This is a genomic window from Arenibacter catalasegens, assembly GCF_002909235.1.
Taxonomy (GTDB): Bacteria; Bacteroidota; Bacteroidia; order Flavobacteriales; family Flavobacteriaceae; genus Arenibacter; species Arenibacter catalasegens.
Window position 1 is genome coordinate 341,412 of sequence record NZ_PHQQ01000001.1, and the last position, 18,102, is coordinate 359,513.

Below are 18,102 nucleotides of genomic sequence, written 5' to 3' on the forward strand. Positions count from 1 at the left end.
TAAACGCATCTAAGCACCCTAAATGCGGGCGCAAAGATACTCATTTTTTTTACGCCAACTACAAAAGCCCAATTTTTCTTATCTTATTGATATTGAAGTAGTTTTACAAAATACTAATAACACCCAAATTCCACTATCTTTGTATAAAAATTAGGACCAATGAATTTAGAGCTCGTTCCTCAACTTAAACATACTAAAAGCAACAACTTTTTTTTACTTTGTGGCCCATGTGCCATTGAAGGGGAAGAAATGGCGATGCGAATTGCGGAAAAGGTAGTATCTATTACCGATAAATTGAATATTCCCTATGTTTTTAAGGGCAGTTTTAAAAAGGCCAATCGAAGCAGAGTAGACTCCTTTACCGGTATTGGGGATGAAAAGGCCCTAAAAATCTTAAGAAAAGTGTCAGAAACTTTTAAGGTACCTACTATTACGGATATTCATGAAATTTCAGATGCCCATATGGCCGCAGAATATGTCGACATCCTGCAAATACCTGCATTTTTGGTGCGTCAGACCGATTTAGTTGTTGCGGCAGCAGAAACTGGAAAAGTGATCAACCTAAAAAAGGGCCAGTTTATGAGCCCGGAAAGCATGAAGCACGCGGTACAAAAAGTACTTGACTCCAAGAATGAACAAGTTTTGATTACCGATAGGGGGACTATGTTTGGCTATCAAGATATGGTGGTAGATTTCCGTGGCATTCCTACCATGAAACAATATGCCCCCGTGGTATTGGACGTTACCCATTCCTTACAACAGCCCAATCAATCGTCCGGGGTTACAGGTGGAAGACCGGATATGATCGAGACCATAGCCCGTGCAGGAATTGTCACAGGTGCTGACGGTATTTTTATGGAAACCCACTTTGACCCTGCTAATGCCAAAAGTGATGGTGCCAATATGTTGCATTTGGATTATTTGGAAAAATTATTGACCAATTTGGTGGCGATTCGTAAAACGGTAAATTCCCTATAATTCCTGCTTAAACTCTTTTGGGGTTTTATTAAAATATTTTTTAAATGCCGCACTAAAATGTGTGGCATTTTTTATTACCGTTATGATGTAATAATGAAAAGATAACTTAAAGATTCCGAACAATAAATAGATTACCTATTCATCAACTAATCTAATCAACAAGCGCCAACTGAGCATATATTCTTTATTCTTACAAGTCATTTAGTTGGCATTTGTGCGTTAAAAACATAAATTTGTCATTGGCCCAGCCTGTTATGCTAATAAAAATTGAAACAGGAATAATTGATGTTCACCCTAATCCATACCTATGAATCGCATACTATTTTATCTCTTTTTTTGTGGAACTTCAATATTGATGGTATCCTGTAAAGAGGAATCCAAAGATGTAACCCAAACAAAACCCAATATTATTTTCATCATGTCAGATGATCATGCCTACCAAGCTATTAGCGCATATGATGATCGGCTTATCCAAACGCCAAATATAGACCGTATCGCCAAGCAAGGTATGCTCTTTACCAATGCCAGTGTTACCAACTCTATATGCGCACCTTCCCGTGCCGTTATCCTAACCGGAAAGCACAGTCATATTAATGGAAAAATAGACAACCTCTCCCCTTTTGACACCACCAATGTCACCTTTCCGCAATTATTACAGAAAGCAGGCTACCAAACCGCTATGTTCGGGAAACTTCACTTTGGCAACAATCCAAAGGGTTTTGACGAATTTAAAATATTACCTGGTCAAGGAGATTATTACAACCCACGATTTATTACTGCCACTGGCGACACGACTATTACCGGTTATGTTACCGATATTACCACCGACCTCACCATGGATTGGCTACAAAATCGTAGGGATGCCAAAAAACCCTTTATGTTGATGTATTTGCACAAAGCACCGCATAGGTCCTGGATGCCTGCCCCAAGACATTACAAAGAATTTACAAAAAAGACCTATCCTTTACCAGCTACTTTGTTCGATGATTATGCAAGCCGTGAAACTACGGCAGGACCTGCAGAAATGAACATCCTTAAGCATATGACGTTGCGCTATGACCTAAAAATAACGGATGCCGTACTGGACGAATTAAATATTGAGGAACATTTGGGCATTGGAGGTCTAAATAAATTTAATCCAGAACAGAGAGCGGAATGGGACAAAGTATACGGCCCCATTAATGAGGCATTTAAAAAAGAGTACGGTAACATGAACGATTCTACCCTAATGGTCTGGAAATACCAACGGTATATGCAGGATTATTTAGGGACCATTGCAGCTGTAGACGAAAACGTAGGTAGGGTCTTGGATTATTTGGATGACGAAGGATTGGCAGAAAACACCTTGGTGGTATACACCTCGGATCAAGGTTTTTACCTAGGGGAACACGGCTGGTTCGACAAACGCTTTATGTACGATGAATCCTTTAAAACACCGCTACTTATCAAATGGCCCAATGTTATAAAACCAGGAACTACAGAAGATGAAATGGTACAAAATCTGGATTTCGCACAAACCTTTCTCGAAATTGCAGGCGTAGTTCCACCAGAAGACATGCAAGGAAAAAGTTTAGTGCCGCTATTTAAAGGTGAAAAGGAAAAATGGGATAGAGAGGCTGTTTACTACCATTATTATGAATACCCTGCCGAACACGCCGTAAAGCGTCATTATGGCATTGCCACCAAAGAGTTTAAATTGATTCACTTTTACTACGATGTGGATGTATGGGAACTCTACGATCGTAAAAAGGATCCACAGGAACTTAACAATGTATTTAATGATCCGGATTATGCTGTAGTGGTTTCTGAAATGAAGGATAAACTAACCGAATTGCGTAAAGAATACAAGGATTCCGATTCTTTGAGCAACCAGTATATCCAACTTTATAAGGACAAAGGCTTGATTGAGGAGTAGTCAGTAGTCAGTAGTCAGTAGTCAGTAGTCAGTAGTCAGTAGCAAAAAAATAAAAAAAAGTAATTTCAGGCTTATTTATTAGCAATACTAACTTTATAACTAGAGCACTATTTCCAAAACTTTTTATCCTTGACGCTATAAGCATCCTGCAAGACTTCTGTTAAGACGATACTATCAATTTCTTCTAGGGATTTATACCGAAGGGATTTCATCATTTTTCTGCCAGTGGTGGTCATTTGGCCCAAATGCTGGGTTAAATGGGCTGCATTCCAAAACCCAAGATCCACATAGTCCTTGCTTTGATTTAAGTAGCAAAAGGGTTTGCCGTTCAGGTAATAAAAAGGGATTTTGTATTTATATTTTAGTTCCGCCTCCGGCACAGTACCCTCAATGACCGTTTGTAGATAAAGTAATATACTTCTATAGGGTTCGGGTTGATGTTGAATATATTCTTCAGACGGGTTCATTGCCAAGCTAAATTTACCTTTTATTAACCAAATGAACATATTTTTATTTATTTTCAAGGATTCCAATCACTTATTATTGAAAAAAATTACAAAATGAAAAATTCCGTTTTAGCAATTGTAGCGTTCTTCACCTTGCTCAGTCTCAACGCACAAACCCATACCCACTCAGGGACGCAGCCACTTACCTACCCCAATATTGAAGGTTATGTCAGCTTAAAGACGGATTTACATATGCACAGTGTTTTCTCGGATGGCAATGTATGGCCCACCATAAGGGTACAGGAGGCGCTACGTGAAAACTTGGACGCCATATCCTTGACAGAGCATTTGGAGTACCAGCCCCATAAAGAGGATATTCCACATCCCGATCGTAATCGCGCCCATCAATTGGCCCTGGAGGAAGCCAAGGAACATGATCTATTAATAGTACCAGGATCTGAAATTACACGCTCCGCACCTGTCGGGCATAACAATGCCGTATTTATTACCGATGCCAATAAATTATTACATGATGATGCAAAAGATGCTTTTGCCTCTGCAAAAAAACAACAGGCCTTCGTTTTTTGGAACCATCCCGCATGGTATGCCCAAAATCCAGCTGGAACCCCAATCTTAAGCGATTTTCAAAAAGAGCGGATTAAAAAAGGTGAATTACATGGAATTGAAGTCATAAACAATGTGGATTATTCTGAAGAATCCCTTGCCCTGGCCTTGGAAAATAATTTAACCATTATGGGCACCAGTGACGTACATGGGCTAATAGACTGGGAGTATACGGAAATGGGCAACCACCGCCCCATAACCCTGGTATTTGCAAAAGAAAAAAGCATTGAGGGTTTAAAGGAGGCCCTTTTTGCAGGTAGAACAGTTGCTGTGTACAACGATCTTCTTGTTGGGAAGGCCGAATATCTTAAACCTTTGCTACAGGCAAGCATAGAAATAGTAAGGGCAAAATATATAGGGAAGACCCAAGTTCTGGAAGTGGAACTTAAAAATATTTCCAGTAGCGATCTCTTATTCGAAAACGCCATGGCTTATACTTTTTATGACAGCTCTCCAGTATTTGAGATTCCAGCTGGCGAATCCAAAATAATAAAAATAAAAACTTTGGAGAAACTTAGCGGCCTAGACCTGAAATTGGTTGCCTTGGGCGGCATCACCGCTCCAAAAGTGCATCCCACGGTCATTTGGAAAATTAAAATGGAATAAATTAAGGATGGCTACCAAGTGACAGTTTCGGATATAAGTGCTATAGAATCCCGAAAACAGTTCCATCTTTACTCAAAATCGGCAATGATCGTCATTTTTTGTTTACTGCTAATTGTAGACTATAAACAGATTACTGATAATTAGGCCCAATCCTCCTTAATCAATTTGGTTTTAGATAAATGTGTGATTTTGCTGGGCTGAATCTTCGATTTCTCCTCGCTATGGCACTTTCGCAAGGACTGCAATGGTCATTTAAAAAGGGTAACAACTGATAATTGTTTAATTGCTTATTGTTAATTAAAATTGTAAACTGTCTACTGCAACTGTTCACTGATTACTGTTCACTACCTCCTTGCCCTCCACATAATCCTGTAAATAGGTATATCGATTCGTTAGTTTACCATCTTTTGTCATTCTGGCCCGTTCCAATACTCCGTCTTTGTCACCATTAAAAAAAGCTGGAATTACATTTTTCATGAAGGCATCCCCAAAACCAACACTGGCATCACGTGGCAATTCGCAGGGTAAATTGTCTACGGCCATTACCGCAATTGCTTCCTTATCCGTAAAATCTATCTCGGACTCTGTAATTGGATGGTATCCATAAATTGGATCCGCTATAGTACTAGGCCTTATGGTTGTGGCCACGGGACCATCAATATCGCAGCTAACATCGGCTACTACCTTGATTCTAAAATCGGGATGCTTGGCATCTTCCCGTGTAAAAAGATAAGGAGCACCATCACCGTAAAAATGACCAGCAATATAAAAATCTGTTACTTTGGCAAAACGAAAAAAATTGGATTTATAATCTTCAGGGTGCGCAAAAAAATCAGCTTTATTCCCTCTTATCCCATCTTTGCGCTTGTTATATTCAGAAATATCAATCTGACAATAGACTACTTCATCGAAGTCTTTCTTAAGGTAATCAGTAACCGTAACCTCCTTAACTTCCATGGCATCCAGCATTTCTTTGGCTCCATTTCCCACTCTGCCCCTACCAGTTAGGAGAATTTTAATATTGGGGAGTTTCACCTTCCTTAGTTCCGATATCAAGGCTTGTTGGTCTGTCAATGTTTCCGCTTTGGGTAATTTGAATAAATCAAATTTAAGTCCATAAGCCCTAATTCCATTATACGCCCCAACTATTCCAGCATATCTCCCAAAGGCAACCATCCGCTGTCCCTTAGAATTGGTAATTACTTCATGATCATACAATTCGATATTCTTTTCCAATATAGCATTGAGCAAAATTCTATTATAAGGTTGCTTTTTTATGGTGTGGGAAAAAAAGAAATATTTTTTATTGGGGATTAAATGATCAATAGGCACTTCCTTGACACCTATAAGCACATCGCATTTCTCCATTTCCGATGCCACTTGAAACCCTTTCGCCTTATACTCCACGTCTTTAAAAACCCTTATAGGCGATGGCTCTACTATTATCTTTGCCTCCTTAAATTTAACCACTAACTGTGCACAGGCATCTGGTGTTAGGACCACGCGACGATCTGGTGGATTTTTTCGCTCTTTAATAATCCCAAATTTCATATTTATAACTTTGTAGTCATGTTTAGTTGTAAATGTAACATATGACAAGTTGACAAGCAAAACTTTTTTTGGAATACTTTTTGGAGTACCTTTGGCGACCGCGTTAGGGATAGAGGCGGCATCTTTTTTGATTTTCCCTGGACCGTGTTCGGGAAAAAATCAAAAAAATATAGCCGACAGCCCGACCTTTTTTTGATACCTACAAGGTTTTGAAAACCTTGCAGGACAGGAAAAAAAGGGAACGCCAAAGAAAAGATTATATAGTTCATTGAAAAAAAAGATGAGAGAATAGTATTCTGCCTGTCCGTATCCTTTGATAAGGCAGGTTGGATTAAAATATCCCGCCATCGGCGGGATTCAATTCGATTACGGTACGCCCAGGCGTACCTATCTCATTGAAGGGGCCGACTGGTTTTGACAACGAGACCAATTGGAATGTAAGCATGTCGAGCGCTGGGCTACAGCTCGTTAATCTCATTTTCCACACTTTTTAATTGGCGAAAATAATTACGCTCTTGCCGCTTAATCCGAATCATAGTAGGATTTAGCCTCGTCCCTACTAGGTAGGGAAGCGAGATGTTTCTGGGAAGCCTTTGTTGACGGCGTCCCTATCAGAAGCACCATCAAAGTCAATATAAGGAAGATGTTGCTCTGCCATCCTCACTAAAACTTAAAGAGCTAAGTGTGTATTAGGCTGTTTCCAGTCAGGTGCACATCGAAAATTAATTGGGAACTAAGCATGTAGAAGGCATTGTAATTGCTTGTTTGGACGAGGGTTCGAATCCCTCCGGCTCCACTTCAAAAACCACCTACGGGTGGTTTTTTTACTCATTACTTTTTTATGTTGATTTTTTATAGGTATTCGTGAACCTCCTAAGGTCGGTTTCGTTACGCCTCTGGGATTCGAAGGCCAGCGCGCCAGCTCACTCCATCACTAAAAATGCCCACAGGGCATTTACTTAACGCTCGACCGTCTCCGGCTCCACGATCACCCACAACTGTGTTGTGGATCAAAACATTAAAACCCAACAAGTTTACTTGATTGGGTTTTGTTGTTTTTAGACACCTGGCTTGAAAAATCAGGCAGTTGTACTTGCAGTACGATAACCATTAGGGAAAACCGAAGGTAATCCTTCGGAAAAAGTAAGTTACGCCTCCAGGATTCAAAGGCCAGCTCAGTAGTTCGCGCCTGGCCAAAGCGAACGCAAACTATTTTCCAGTTACATTTTAAATGGCCCCTTCTATCTCAATGGACTTGAACAGATCAGAAAGAATGGAATCGGACAATGGCTTTACTATAAAGTCTTTTACTATATCATAGGAATGGGCTTTTTCAATATCCTGATTATCAATTGAAGAGCTCACTATATACACCCTAGTTTTATTTTCTATAGGTAACTTTATAAATTCATCCAAGAATTCCCATCCATCCATAATCGGCATATTTAAATCCAAGAAAATCACATCTGGCAATCGCTCTCCGCCTTTAACCATTGAAGTAAGATTTTCCAATGCCTCTTTTCCATCCTCATGCACTATGACGGAGGAACCAAAACTGCTGTTGTAATTTAATAAAATTTTTGTTCCATAAACAAAAATGGGATCATCATCAATAATGCATACTGTCTCAATCTTCATAAGCTTAAAAAGTGTAAAAGGATACATACAAATCGTCTGCATACTATTTTCTGGATATAATTTAGGCATATTATTTACAACCTACAATACCATGGAAAATATTGCTAAAGATTTGGTGGTCCTTATTTGGGAAAGTCTATAATTTTAAAAAGTAATATTTTTCCTATAATTTATTTTTCAACAAATGTAAGTAAAAATTGTTAACCATATGATAATTACTAATTCTAACTACCTATATTTCAATGACTCAACAACAATCCCTGAGTATATTGAATACAACCAATGACAATTGCGCATTTATGAAAGGTCTAGGAATCCTTTTTAGACAAATTAAGGGGTACTAATTGAATGAGTGAATATCGATCATCCCACCAAACCTGCAAGCACAAGTCATATAAATAGAACAAACGCACTAATAAACCACAGCGCTCCTTAATATGTAGCTGTTAATTTTCTCACCCCCTTTTAATTCATTTAAAATCCAAGTATCCTTATTTTCTCCTTCAAGCAATCTCCAGTCCTTCTCTGCTTTTACCAAAAGGTTTTTAATATCTCTCGGAAAGGCATTTGCCGCTCTAGCCTTTTCCCAGGTCCTGATTACTTTGAAAATGGCATCCTTTTCGGGACAGCTTTCCACATCTTTCTGATTTAAATAGAGACTGTAAGTAGTTCCTAGTCCGACCGAAATGGCCTGAATATGTTCATATTGCCCAACCGTTGAATTGGCATTGATGGGAAAATTTCCACCCATACCCACCGGAAAATAATTGGCGTATGTTACATCCCTAAGATCTTTACCCTGACTGGTAGCACTACCCCATTCCCTTGTATCAATATCATAAAGGTTTTTGCCCCCTCCAACATTCCATATGCTCTGATAATGCCATGAACCTTCAGATAATGTGGCTCCCGTGAAGCGAATGGGAGGAATTCCATGCGAGTGGGCCCTTTCGAACATTTTTCGGAAAAAGCGTTTGGCCGAGTAATAACCATGTCCGTTATTGAACAAAAACTCCTGTCCATCAAAATCGTAGTAGCCCAGACCGTTAATAAAACTAACATCTGCATAGTATTCTGCAATTTTATCCTGAAGTTGCATATTGGGTATTAATCCGTCATAGCCATAGTTTATGGTTACCTGTAGTTTGTATATGGTATCGTTGGTATTGTGCTCTATAGGTGTGGTGCCCCAATAGCCCCTCTTTACATTTAGAAGGCGATAAGGCTCTTCTTCGGAAATACCCAGATAATGGATAAGCTCCTTACCTATTTTTACCATATTCAGATTTTTTGCATGCCCTTCCCAACTAGCAATCTCGTCCATGTATTTAGGGTCGTCCACAATAATAATGGTATCCGTAGGACTGATGCCTTTCATCAACAAACGTTTTTGCTGATAACACAAACTATCGCTTGGAATGGGACTGGCATCTTTGGTACCTGGGGCCAATGCTGTAGTTATGGGGGTTCTACCTATGGTAATACCGTATTTTCCTGCCAAATCTGAGAACTCTTTATGTGACAAATTACCAGAAGTTAATTTTAACGGTTTTTTCTCAAAATCCTTTCCATCTATATACCCCTCATTTCCACGGTCTGCCCGCAGAAAACTCTGATCGTATAGACTAATCGCCTTAAAGCCCAATCTGGAGGTGTAGGATATAATACTATCATACAGACCGCCACTAGTAATGGCATCAGGTACGAAAGCGGCCGGATCTTTTACCCATTTTCCATCTATAGTGGGATAAGGTAGATCCTCCGACAAAACAATATCTTGAACTACATCCAGCAAGGCGGTACTGTCAGGGCTGCCCCATAAAGCGACAGATGATCCAATATAATCCACCCCAGGTAGAGGCTGAACCTGCAAATGATTGGGGGTATTGGCAGGCATATTAGGTATCAAAGAGAAATACACTTCCCTTTTCTTTGACCTATCCCTTGAGTTATAGGTAATGGATATTCTCCCTTTATCGTCAACCTCTGCGGCGTTACCGTACAAAATTCTATAATAGGGTTCTTTATGGGCATAAAAGGCCACATCATTTATTCCATTACCACCAAGGGTAAAGACCTGTCCTTCATGAAGTCCTTCCGGCAAGGGATATTGGGTGGAGTCTGGGGAATGAATAACATACTGAAAAGGAGCCGCATCCCCAATTGTCCTTGATGTACCCCCCAAAGTATTATCATCTAGGGCAAGCATACCTACGGCATAGTTGATGGTTTCACTAGTGTCTCTGGCTACACCAATAATTTCACCAAAAAGATTGGTGATATTGGTGTGGATAGAACCCCATTGCACCCCCTCAATATCGTCCCTATTGGTCAACGACAGCAGGGTAAATTTAAGATACTTATCCTTTGGCTCAACACTGATTTCCGCCAGGGAATTGTTGGGATAGGAAAGCTTTATCGTATTCTTGGACTTGTTATATTCGGCACTTTGTGGTTCGAAAATGGTATCAAGTTTACTGTTATATAAGGACAGCAATGGTGAGGTCTTATCGGACGGACTTAATTCTAGAGCTTGTTGTTTGGTAATATCTTTTAGGCTGTATATACGCCCTTGAGCATTCAAACTAACCTCCAAATAAGTTGTCTTGAAGTTGGTTTGGGCATTATTGGAACAACTCCCAATCACCAATAAAAATAGTAATGACAAAAGTCGACTACAATTCCTTTGGAAATATGATTTAAGACCTGTTGTAATAATAAATGGATTGTATTTTCCTAAAGCGTAATTATTCTTGGCAATTTTGTATATCATTTTCAATAATTTTTTAAATCCTTTAACTCACCAATTATTATTTCAAAAGAAAACTGATTCCATAAAAACATTCTATTGGTCGCCAGTAGTTTTAGAAATATTCAAATCTATTGAAAGGCTATCCTGATCAATGGAATCAAAGGCTATCTCTCCTGGTACAATCCCTTGAATTGAATCGACTGATATTGGTGCATCTACCAATATAGCAAGTGTATCCCTTACCCGTAATTCCTGTAAATAAGTAGAATCTTTCTGTGCGTAATCGTAGGCCTCTTGGGCATTCAATTCTACAAAAGGCCTACAGGGAAAATAATCAAAACCATACTCAAAATTACTGAGTATCGGCCGTTTCCAATAACTTAAATTTTTAAATACGGATGCCACAATAGGTAGCGCCGTATTAGAACCAGAACCCATACTCGTGGATGCAAACTGAACCCGTTTATCAAAGGTACCTACCCATGAACCAACAACAAGTTCGGGAGAACAAGCTATAAACCAACCATCGCCATTATTTTGAGTAGTTCCCGTCTTACCGATAAGATTATAGGGAATTTCATAGCCCACTAAACGAGATCCTGTACCCTCCTTAATAACCCCTTCCATCATTTTTTGAATGGATTTAATGTTTTCCGTGCTGGCTACGCGTCCTAGGTATAAGGGCTTTGCTTCATACAACAAATTACCCTGTTCATCCTCTATGCGGTCAATGGCATAGGGTTTTATTTTATTTCCTCCGTTGGAGATACTGGCATAAGCGGTTACCATTTCCATTAAGCTAATATCCGCAGTGCCTAGCACTATGGAAGGCACATTTGGAAGCTCGGATTCTATACCCATCCTTTTTGCCTGCTCCAATACTCTTTCTATCCCAGTCTTCAACTGAAGGGTTACTGAAACAGTATTTATGGAATTCACCAAAGCCCCATACATACTATAACTACCTCCATATTTATTATTGGAATTTCGAGGTCTCCAATCCTCATATTTCGAGTAGGTAACAAGATTATTGTCATAGTAATTACAAGGCTCCTCTCCTGCTTGCAAGGCTGCCAAATAGGTAATGGGCTTAAAGGTGGACCCCACCTGCCTCGGCGTGGTAACATTGTCCATTTGACTAAATCCATAATCGATTCCACCTACATATCCCATTATTCTTCCAGAGGTACTGCTTACTGCTATAACTCCGGCATGCAACCTATTTATACTTTTTACAATTGAATCCTCCAAAGACTGCAGCTGATCTTCATATCCTTTGCCGATTACCCAATATTTTCTATTTTGTTTTTCCTCGACAAATGCTTCGATCGCCGATTCCGTTATTCCACTAAGCCGCATTTGCCGCACTTCGTTATTTTGATCCACCAATTTTTTCAACAACACCTCCTTACCCCCCTCGGTAGTTGCTGAGGCCCAATAAGTATCCATAAGTTTTTGCAGGTTGTCCGCTTGACGGTGCAGGGCAGATTCTGCATACTTCTGTATGTTGACATTTAGGGTAGAATAAATATTTAAACCATCTGCCTCCAAATCGTAAATATGACCGTCAGGTGCAGGGTTCTCAGTTGCCCAAACTGCAAATTCCGTAGCAACATAATCTTTGAAATAAGCAGAAAAAGAAGATACTTTTTTTGGAGTCTGATAATCCACCTTCATTGGAATCTGGGCCTCTGCAAAAGCTTCTTCCGTGATATAATTGTATTTAAGCATTTGGGAAAGTACCACATTTCGTCTTTGCTCGGCCCTTTCGGGAAACCTTCTGGGATTATAGTAAGATGGTGCCTTTAACAGGCCAACCAAGGTTGCACTTTCCGACAAAGTCAGTTCCTCGGGCACCTTGTTAAAAAATCGGAATGCTGCCTTTTCAATCCCATAAATATTTTCACCAAAAGATACCGTATTGAAATAGAGCAAAATAACATCCTCTTTATCATATATACTCTCAAGTCTTCTGGCTATAAATATTTCCCTTATTTTATTAATTGGGGTAGAAAGAAAAAACTGTTCTTCCCTGCCAAACAAATTTTTGGCCACCTGTTGGGTAATAGTACTGCCACCTCCTGCGTTTTGCTGCAAAATGATGGATTTTATCAATACCCTCGCATAACTCCGGTAATCGATTCCACCATGCTGATAAAAACGTACATCTTCAGTAGCAACTAACGCCTCTTTAAGGGAGGACCTTATCTGTGAACTATCGGCATTAGATCTATTTTGAAGATAATAATACCCTATGGGTTCTTTATCGGAGGCATAAATGGTTGAGGTTACAGGGTTTTTTAAACTTTTTAAATAGGCCTTTGTTGGTAATTTGCCAAAGGCACCCAAATAAATGATCAAAAAAAGCAAAAACAGACTTGTAAATCCGGCAATACCAGCAAATAATAATGATTTAAATGGATGTTTCCTGACATATGCCAACACCTTCATTAACCTACTCCAGCTTGACACCAAAACATTCCTAACACTTTCCAAAAACATATTATCTTTTCTCAAATTTCTACATTTACAATTCGGTTACAAAAAAATAAGTCAATATTAAATAAGAATTACCCTTTTACCAATAAATAATTTTATAGGAATTTATAATAAGAGAATTTTGTATATCCAATTGCTTCATTAGAAATTACAAAACCTATAAATTAGGTTTCCAAAAAGGTATGATCTTTAACTTCGTTTTTAATGTTTTAGTTCTTCTACTTGTGTCTAGCCAATGAATGTCTTGATGTACATCAGAAAAAAATATAATTACAACGATCATATCAATTTTAACTTTTAAAATCGTTTCTTCTTATTTATCTTGCTGATTAATTGCCCGTTAGAGATATTGAATCGATTATCAAAAGAATTGAAATTTTAAGATAATATGCAATATTTGCGTTTTATCTTTGTAAAACGATCCGGAAATCTTTTCGAGCAAGGTAGATTGATTATCCTAATTAAATACATATTTGCGAATATTGTATTTTTTGTATTACCATTACTATAAGTAATATAGTTTTCGATAGGTAGTTTATTTGCATTTTAGAATCCAATCTTATGATAACACAGGTAACTAAAGGAATAAAAATATCGGTGAACACGAGTTTTGAAGGAACTTTCTTCAAGAATTATAAGATGCATTTTGCTTTCGGCTATACCATTACCATAGAAAACCAAAGCAAAGATTCGGTTCAATTAACGTCACGTCATTGGCAGATTTATGATTCGCTAAACGAATTGGAAGTGTTGGATGGCGAAGGGGTTATTGGCAAAAAACCAGTAATTAAACCTGGCGAATCGCACACCTACAGTTCTGGGTGCCTATTGGCTTCCACTATAGGAGCCATGAAAGGTCACTATAACATGGTAAGCATAAACAATTCAGAGAAGTTTAGGGTTTATATTCCCACTTTTAAATTTAGTGCTCCATTTGCCCTAAATTAGTCTTCCAAATTGCCTGGTCTTTTTCATAATTTCCCTTGGTTTTCTTTCATGGGAAACATTGGTATTGTATTAACTATCAACTCCCCAGAATCTGGCTATTCTAATTTAGAATACCACACTAAAAAGCATAATTCACGCACCACTTCCTTTTAATATCGCAGATGAATTTAGTACCTTTGTGGTGAATTTGAACTTAAAAATAAATTATCATGGGTAAAGGATTCTTTCAAGTCCCTACGGCATATAACGAACCTATTAAGAGTTATGCCCCTGGCTCTCCAGAGCGGGAAGAAGTATTAAAACAATACAGCACCTATTTCAATGGCCACACCGACGTTGCAATGTATATTGACGGGAAGGATGTTAAAACGGGACAAACCAAACCTATTTCCCCACCGCACGACCATAAGCATATAGTGGGCCAATATCATACTGCAAAGAAGGAAGATGTATCCCATGCCATTGCCAACGCATTGGAAGCAAGGGAACATTGGGCTAATCTGGAATGGGAACAACGTGCTGCCATTTTCCTAAAAGCCGCAGAGTTAATTTCAGGACCTTATAGGGCAAAAATTAATGCTGCAACGATGATTGCGCAATCAAAAAATATACATCAGGCAGAGATCGATGCGGCATGTGAACTTATAGATTTCCTTCGATTCAATGTAGAGTACATGTCCCAGATCTATGAGGAACAACCGGATTCTGCCGAAGGTATTTGGAACAGGGTGGAATACCGTCCGTTAGAAGGCTTTATCTACGCCATAACTCCGTTTAATTTTACCGCAATTGCAGGAAACCTTCCCGCGAGTGCAGCAATGATGGGAAATGTAGTACTATGGAAACCAAGCGATAGTCAGGTCTTTTCTGCCAAAGTAATAGTAGACATCTTTAAGGAGGCAGGAGTACCAGATGGCGTTATCAATGTGGTTTATGGCGACCCTGTAATGATTACAAAAGAAGCATTGAGCAGTCCAGATTTTGCGGGAATCCATTATACAGGATCCACCCATGTCTTTAAAGAGCTATGGAAACAGATAGGGAACAACATTCATATCTACAAAACCTATCCTAGGATTGTTGGGGAAACAGGTGGCAAGGATTTCATTATAGCCCATCCTACCGCGAATCCTAAGCAAGTAGCTACTGCTATTGTGAGGGGCGCCTTTGAATTCCAGGGACAGAAATGTAGTGCTGCCTCTAGGGTCTACCTTCCGAAATCTATTTCCAAAGAAATATTGGATTTTGCTAAATCCGATGTGGAATCGTTCAATAAACCAGGATCTCCCGAAGACATGAGTAATTATATTACTGCCGTTATACATGAAGGTTCTTTTGACAAACTGGCCAAATATATTGATCAGGCCAAAAAAGACAAGAATGCTGAAATTTATGCTGGTGGGAATTATGATAAATCCAAAGGTTATTTTATTGAACCAACGGTCATTGTAACGACCGACCCAAAATATACTACCATGGAAACCGAGCTTTTTGGACCCGTGGTTACCATTTATATTTATGAGGACAAGGATTGGGCTAAAACACTTAAACTGGTAGATAGCACCTCTGAATACGCCCTTACCGGCGCTGTCCTCTCAGGTGATCGATATGCTATTGCGGAGGCAACGAAAGCTTTACAGAACTGTGCAGGAAACTTTTACATCAATGATAAACCCACTGGTGCCGTTGTAGGGCAACAACCATTTGGTGGAGCAAGGGCATCCGGCACAAATGATAAGGCCGGTTCGGCCCAAAACCTATTGCGTTGGGTATCCCCAAGGTTGATTAAAGAAACCTTTGTTACCCCAGTGGATTACAGATACCCGTTTTTGGGCTAACAGAAGTCATTTTATAATTATAAAGCCCGTATTTGCGATTTGCAAATACGGGCTTTATTCTTGAAATAATCCTTTTAATAAAACTGGGCTAGAAACATTCCGCAATCAAACTAAAGGCAGAAAAATGCGCTTAATCGTTCAAAAATACAGGAACCGAAAATAACCCCTCAAACATCCCTCTTAATTACTACACAATAATAAAATCTGCAGTTAAAAGCAATTATTTAAAATATTTTGACAATAATAATGTAAACTTAACGTTAATTTATTGTAAATTAATAGTCAAAACAAGGTTAACCTTAAATCAAAGCATCATGAAAGAAAATCTTAAAAAAAATACTCCTAAAGAGGCAGCAAAAGCCATTTCATTAAGAAATTTTCCTAAATACATAAGGACCTATGCCAGGACGTGTAGAGAATCTTATTACCATATGTTAAGCCTATAGCCCTATCCTTTATATTTAACCGGCAGGTAAACTAACTTTTTGGTTTCAAAAAATTCCTCCTCAAACATTTCCGAAAGATTATGTATCTGCACGGTACGGTATTCTTTTAGCTCTTCCTCCAAATCACCTCCCTTTAAATAAAGGATTCCGTTCTTAAGGTCGTGTTCCGATTTCTTCTTGATTTTACCTTTCACCCAGTGGGTAAAAGTAGGCATAGCGGCTACCGCCCTACTAACAATATAATCGAACTGACCATCTATTTCCTCTACTCTGGAGTGAATGGCTTTTACATTCGTAATTTCCAATCCCTCCACAACTTCCTGCACTACTTTAATCTTTTTTCCAATGGCATCAACTAAAGTAAAATGTGTCTCGGGAAACAAAATGGAAAGAGGTATACCGGGAAAGCCTCCGCCAGTACCAACATCCAATACTTTTGCACCAGGATTAAATTTATGAAATTTAGCTATCGCTAGGGAATGTAACACATGCCGGAGATACAACTCGTCTATATCTTTTCTGGAAACCACATTTATCTTTAGATTCCAATCCTGGTACAGATCCTGCAACTTCTCAAATTGCAGTTTCTGTATATCGGTTAAATCTGGAAAATATTTATAAATAATTGAATGGTCCATTTTGTTTTATTAAATTTTTGCCAAAAATAGTACTTTAATGGGCATGGCCTACGTTTTAACAAAGCAGTTATACTTAATTTGGCCTTGAATTGCCGTATATTTACAAAAAAATAAATCATGGACAACAAACCCATAAGATTTTCAAGAAAAGACTCTGCCCAATTTTTCAAGACCCTAAATAAACGTGTTAATGATTATTTTAAGGAAAATGACCTTAAAAAAACTGGGAATTGGAAATTGCATATAAAGACTGCCGTAATGTTTGCGCTATTTTTGGCTCCCTATTTTCTAATATTGACCTTAGGGCTTCCCAATTGGGCTAATTTTTTATTGACCATTACCATGGGTGTGGGAATGGCAGGAGTGGGCATGAATGTAATGCACGACGGAAACCACGGTTCCTATTCCAATAAAAAATGGGTGAACAAACTCATGGGGGGCAGCATCTATATCCTTGCCGGAAACGTTTACAATTGGCAAGTTCAGCATAATGTACTGCATCATACCTACACCAATATACACGAGCATGATGAAGATTTGGAAGCAGGAAGAATTTTGCGGTTTTCCAAACATGCCAAGTGGCACAAATTCCATAAATTCCAGCATTTTTATTCCCTTTTCCTTTATGGACTTCTTACCTTTAACTGGGCCATTACCACAGATTTCCAACAAATGTATCGCTACACCAAAAGAAAATTGGCCTATGGAAAATTCCCCAATCCATTCATGAATTGGAGTATGTTGGTAGCAACAAAGCTTATTTATCTAACCATTTGGATAATACTACCTATGCTATTTTTAGATATAGCATGGTGGAAAATTCTTATAGGATTTTTTATCATGCACTATGTTGCCGGCGTTATTTTGAGCGTTGTATTCCAGTTAGCGCACGTTGTAGACGAAGCGGATACTCCCTTACCTGAAAAAGACGGCAGCATGAAAAACACTTGGGCCATACATCAATTGTTCACTACCGTAAATTTTGGTACTAAAAACCGTATTGTAAATTGGTTTACCGGCGGCTTAAACCATCAAGTGGAACATCATATTTTTCCCAACATAAGCCATATACATTACACAAAAATTGCCAAAATTGTTAAAGAGACTGCAAATGAGTTCAATTTACCATACAACGAATATAAAACTACAAGAAAAGCTATAATTTCGCACTTCAAACATCTGAAGGAATTGGGTAAAAAACCCACATTACATTATCAGTAAAT

Annotated in this window: 12 protein-coding genes and 1 other RNA gene; 7 read left to right on the plus strand and 6 right to left on the minus strand. The window is 38.7% G+C overall.

Features of this window, described 5'->3' with window-relative positions; translation table 11 throughout:
• The first annotated feature begins 159 nt into the window (after window positions 1–159).
• Together kdsA and CWD90_RS01550 are read left to right on the plus strand one after the other, a co-directional pair.
• Window positions 160–978, plus strand: a complete 819-nt coding sequence (gene kdsA / locus CWD90_RS01545; RefSeq protein ID WP_103474157.1) for a 3-deoxy-8-phosphooctulonate synthase — start codon at window positions 160–162, stop codon at window positions 976–978.
• 307 nt (window positions 979–1,285) lie between these two features.
• Entirely contained in the window at window positions 1,286–2,893 is a 1,608-nt protein-coding gene (locus CWD90_RS01550) for a sulfatase family protein (protein ID WP_103474158.1), read from the plus strand.
• Window positions 2,894–3,000: 107 nt separating this feature from the next.
• On the opposite strand, the gene CWD90_RS01555 is transcribed toward CWD90_RS01550, so the two are convergent.
• Entirely contained in the window at window positions 3,001–3,399 is a 399-nt protein-coding gene (locus CWD90_RS01555; protein ID WP_317045677.1) for a DUF1801 domain-containing protein, read from the minus strand.
• A 54-nt stretch (window positions 3,400–3,453) separates the two neighbouring features.
• On the opposite strand from CWD90_RS01555, the gene CWD90_RS01560 reads away from it, so the two are divergent.
• Window positions 3,454–4,569, plus strand: a complete 1,116-nt coding sequence (locus CWD90_RS01560; RefSeq protein ID WP_103474159.1) for an Sb-PDE family phosphodiesterase — start codon at window positions 3,454–3,456, stop codon at window positions 4,567–4,569.
• A 327-nt stretch (window positions 4,570–4,896) separates the two neighbouring features.
• Here the strand turns inward: CWD90_RS01560 and CWD90_RS01565 are convergent, their stop codons facing one another.
• Entirely contained in the window at window positions 4,897–6,120 is a 1,224-nt protein-coding gene (locus tag CWD90_RS01565; RefSeq protein ID WP_103474160.1) for an NAD(P)-dependent oxidoreductase, read from the minus strand.
• 400 nt (window positions 6,121–6,520) lie between these two features.
• Here CWD90_RS01565 and ssrA point away from each other — a divergent pair.
• Window positions 6,521–6,919: a transfer-messenger RNA gene (ssrA, locus tag CWD90_RS01570) on the plus strand.
• A 428-nt stretch (window positions 6,920–7,347) separates the two neighbouring features.
• Here ssrA and CWD90_RS01575 read toward each other — a convergent pair.
• The 3 genes from CWD90_RS01575 to CWD90_RS01585 form a co-directional block, all read right to left on the minus strand.
• Entirely contained in the window at window positions 7,348–7,758 is a 411-nt protein-coding gene (locus tag CWD90_RS01575; protein ID WP_239986429.1) for a response regulator, read from the minus strand.
• Between the two features lie 412 nt (window positions 7,759–8,170).
• Entirely contained in the window at window positions 8,171–10,531 is a 2,361-nt protein-coding gene (locus CWD90_RS01580; RefSeq protein WP_205161182.1) for a hypothetical protein, read from the minus strand.
• A 72-nt stretch (window positions 10,532–10,603) separates the two neighbouring features.
• On the minus strand, window positions 10,604–13,027 hold the full coding sequence (locus CWD90_RS01585; RefSeq protein ID WP_239986430.1) for a transglycosylase domain-containing protein: 2,424 nt from the start codon (window positions 13,025–13,027) through the stop codon (window positions 10,604–10,606).
• A gap of 543 nt (window positions 13,028–13,570) precedes the next feature.
• On the opposite strand from CWD90_RS01585, the gene apaG reads away from it, so the two are divergent.
• Both apaG and pruA read left to right on the plus strand, forming a co-directional pair.
• Complete coding sequence (gene apaG / locus CWD90_RS01590) at window positions 13,571–13,957, plus strand: Co2+/Mg2+ efflux protein ApaG (protein WP_085495565.1); 387 nt, start codon at window positions 13,571–13,573, stop codon at window positions 13,955–13,957.
• A 209-nt stretch (window positions 13,958–14,166) separates the two neighbouring features.
• Window positions 14,167–15,795: an L-glutamate gamma-semialdehyde dehydrogenase gene (gene pruA / locus CWD90_RS01595; protein ID WP_103474161.1), complete on the plus strand. Its 1,629-nt coding sequence runs from the start codon at window positions 14,167–14,169 to the stop codon at window positions 15,793–15,795.
• Between the two features lie 448 nt (window positions 15,796–16,243).
• On the opposite strand, the gene rsmG is transcribed toward pruA, so the two are convergent.
• Window positions 16,244–16,879 (minus strand): 16S rRNA (guanine(527)-N(7))-methyltransferase RsmG, encoded by a 636-nt coding sequence (gene rsmG, locus CWD90_RS01600; protein ID WP_103474162.1) that lies wholly within the window; start codon window positions 16,877–16,879, stop codon window positions 16,244–16,246.
• A 117-nt stretch (window positions 16,880–16,996) separates the two neighbouring features.
• Here rsmG and CWD90_RS01605 point away from each other — a divergent pair, with 117 nt between their 5' ends.
• Entirely contained in the window at window positions 16,997–18,100 is a 1,104-nt protein-coding gene (locus tag CWD90_RS01605; RefSeq protein WP_103474163.1) for a fatty acid desaturase family protein, read from the plus strand.
• Window positions 18,101–18,102 lie beyond the last annotated feature (2 nt).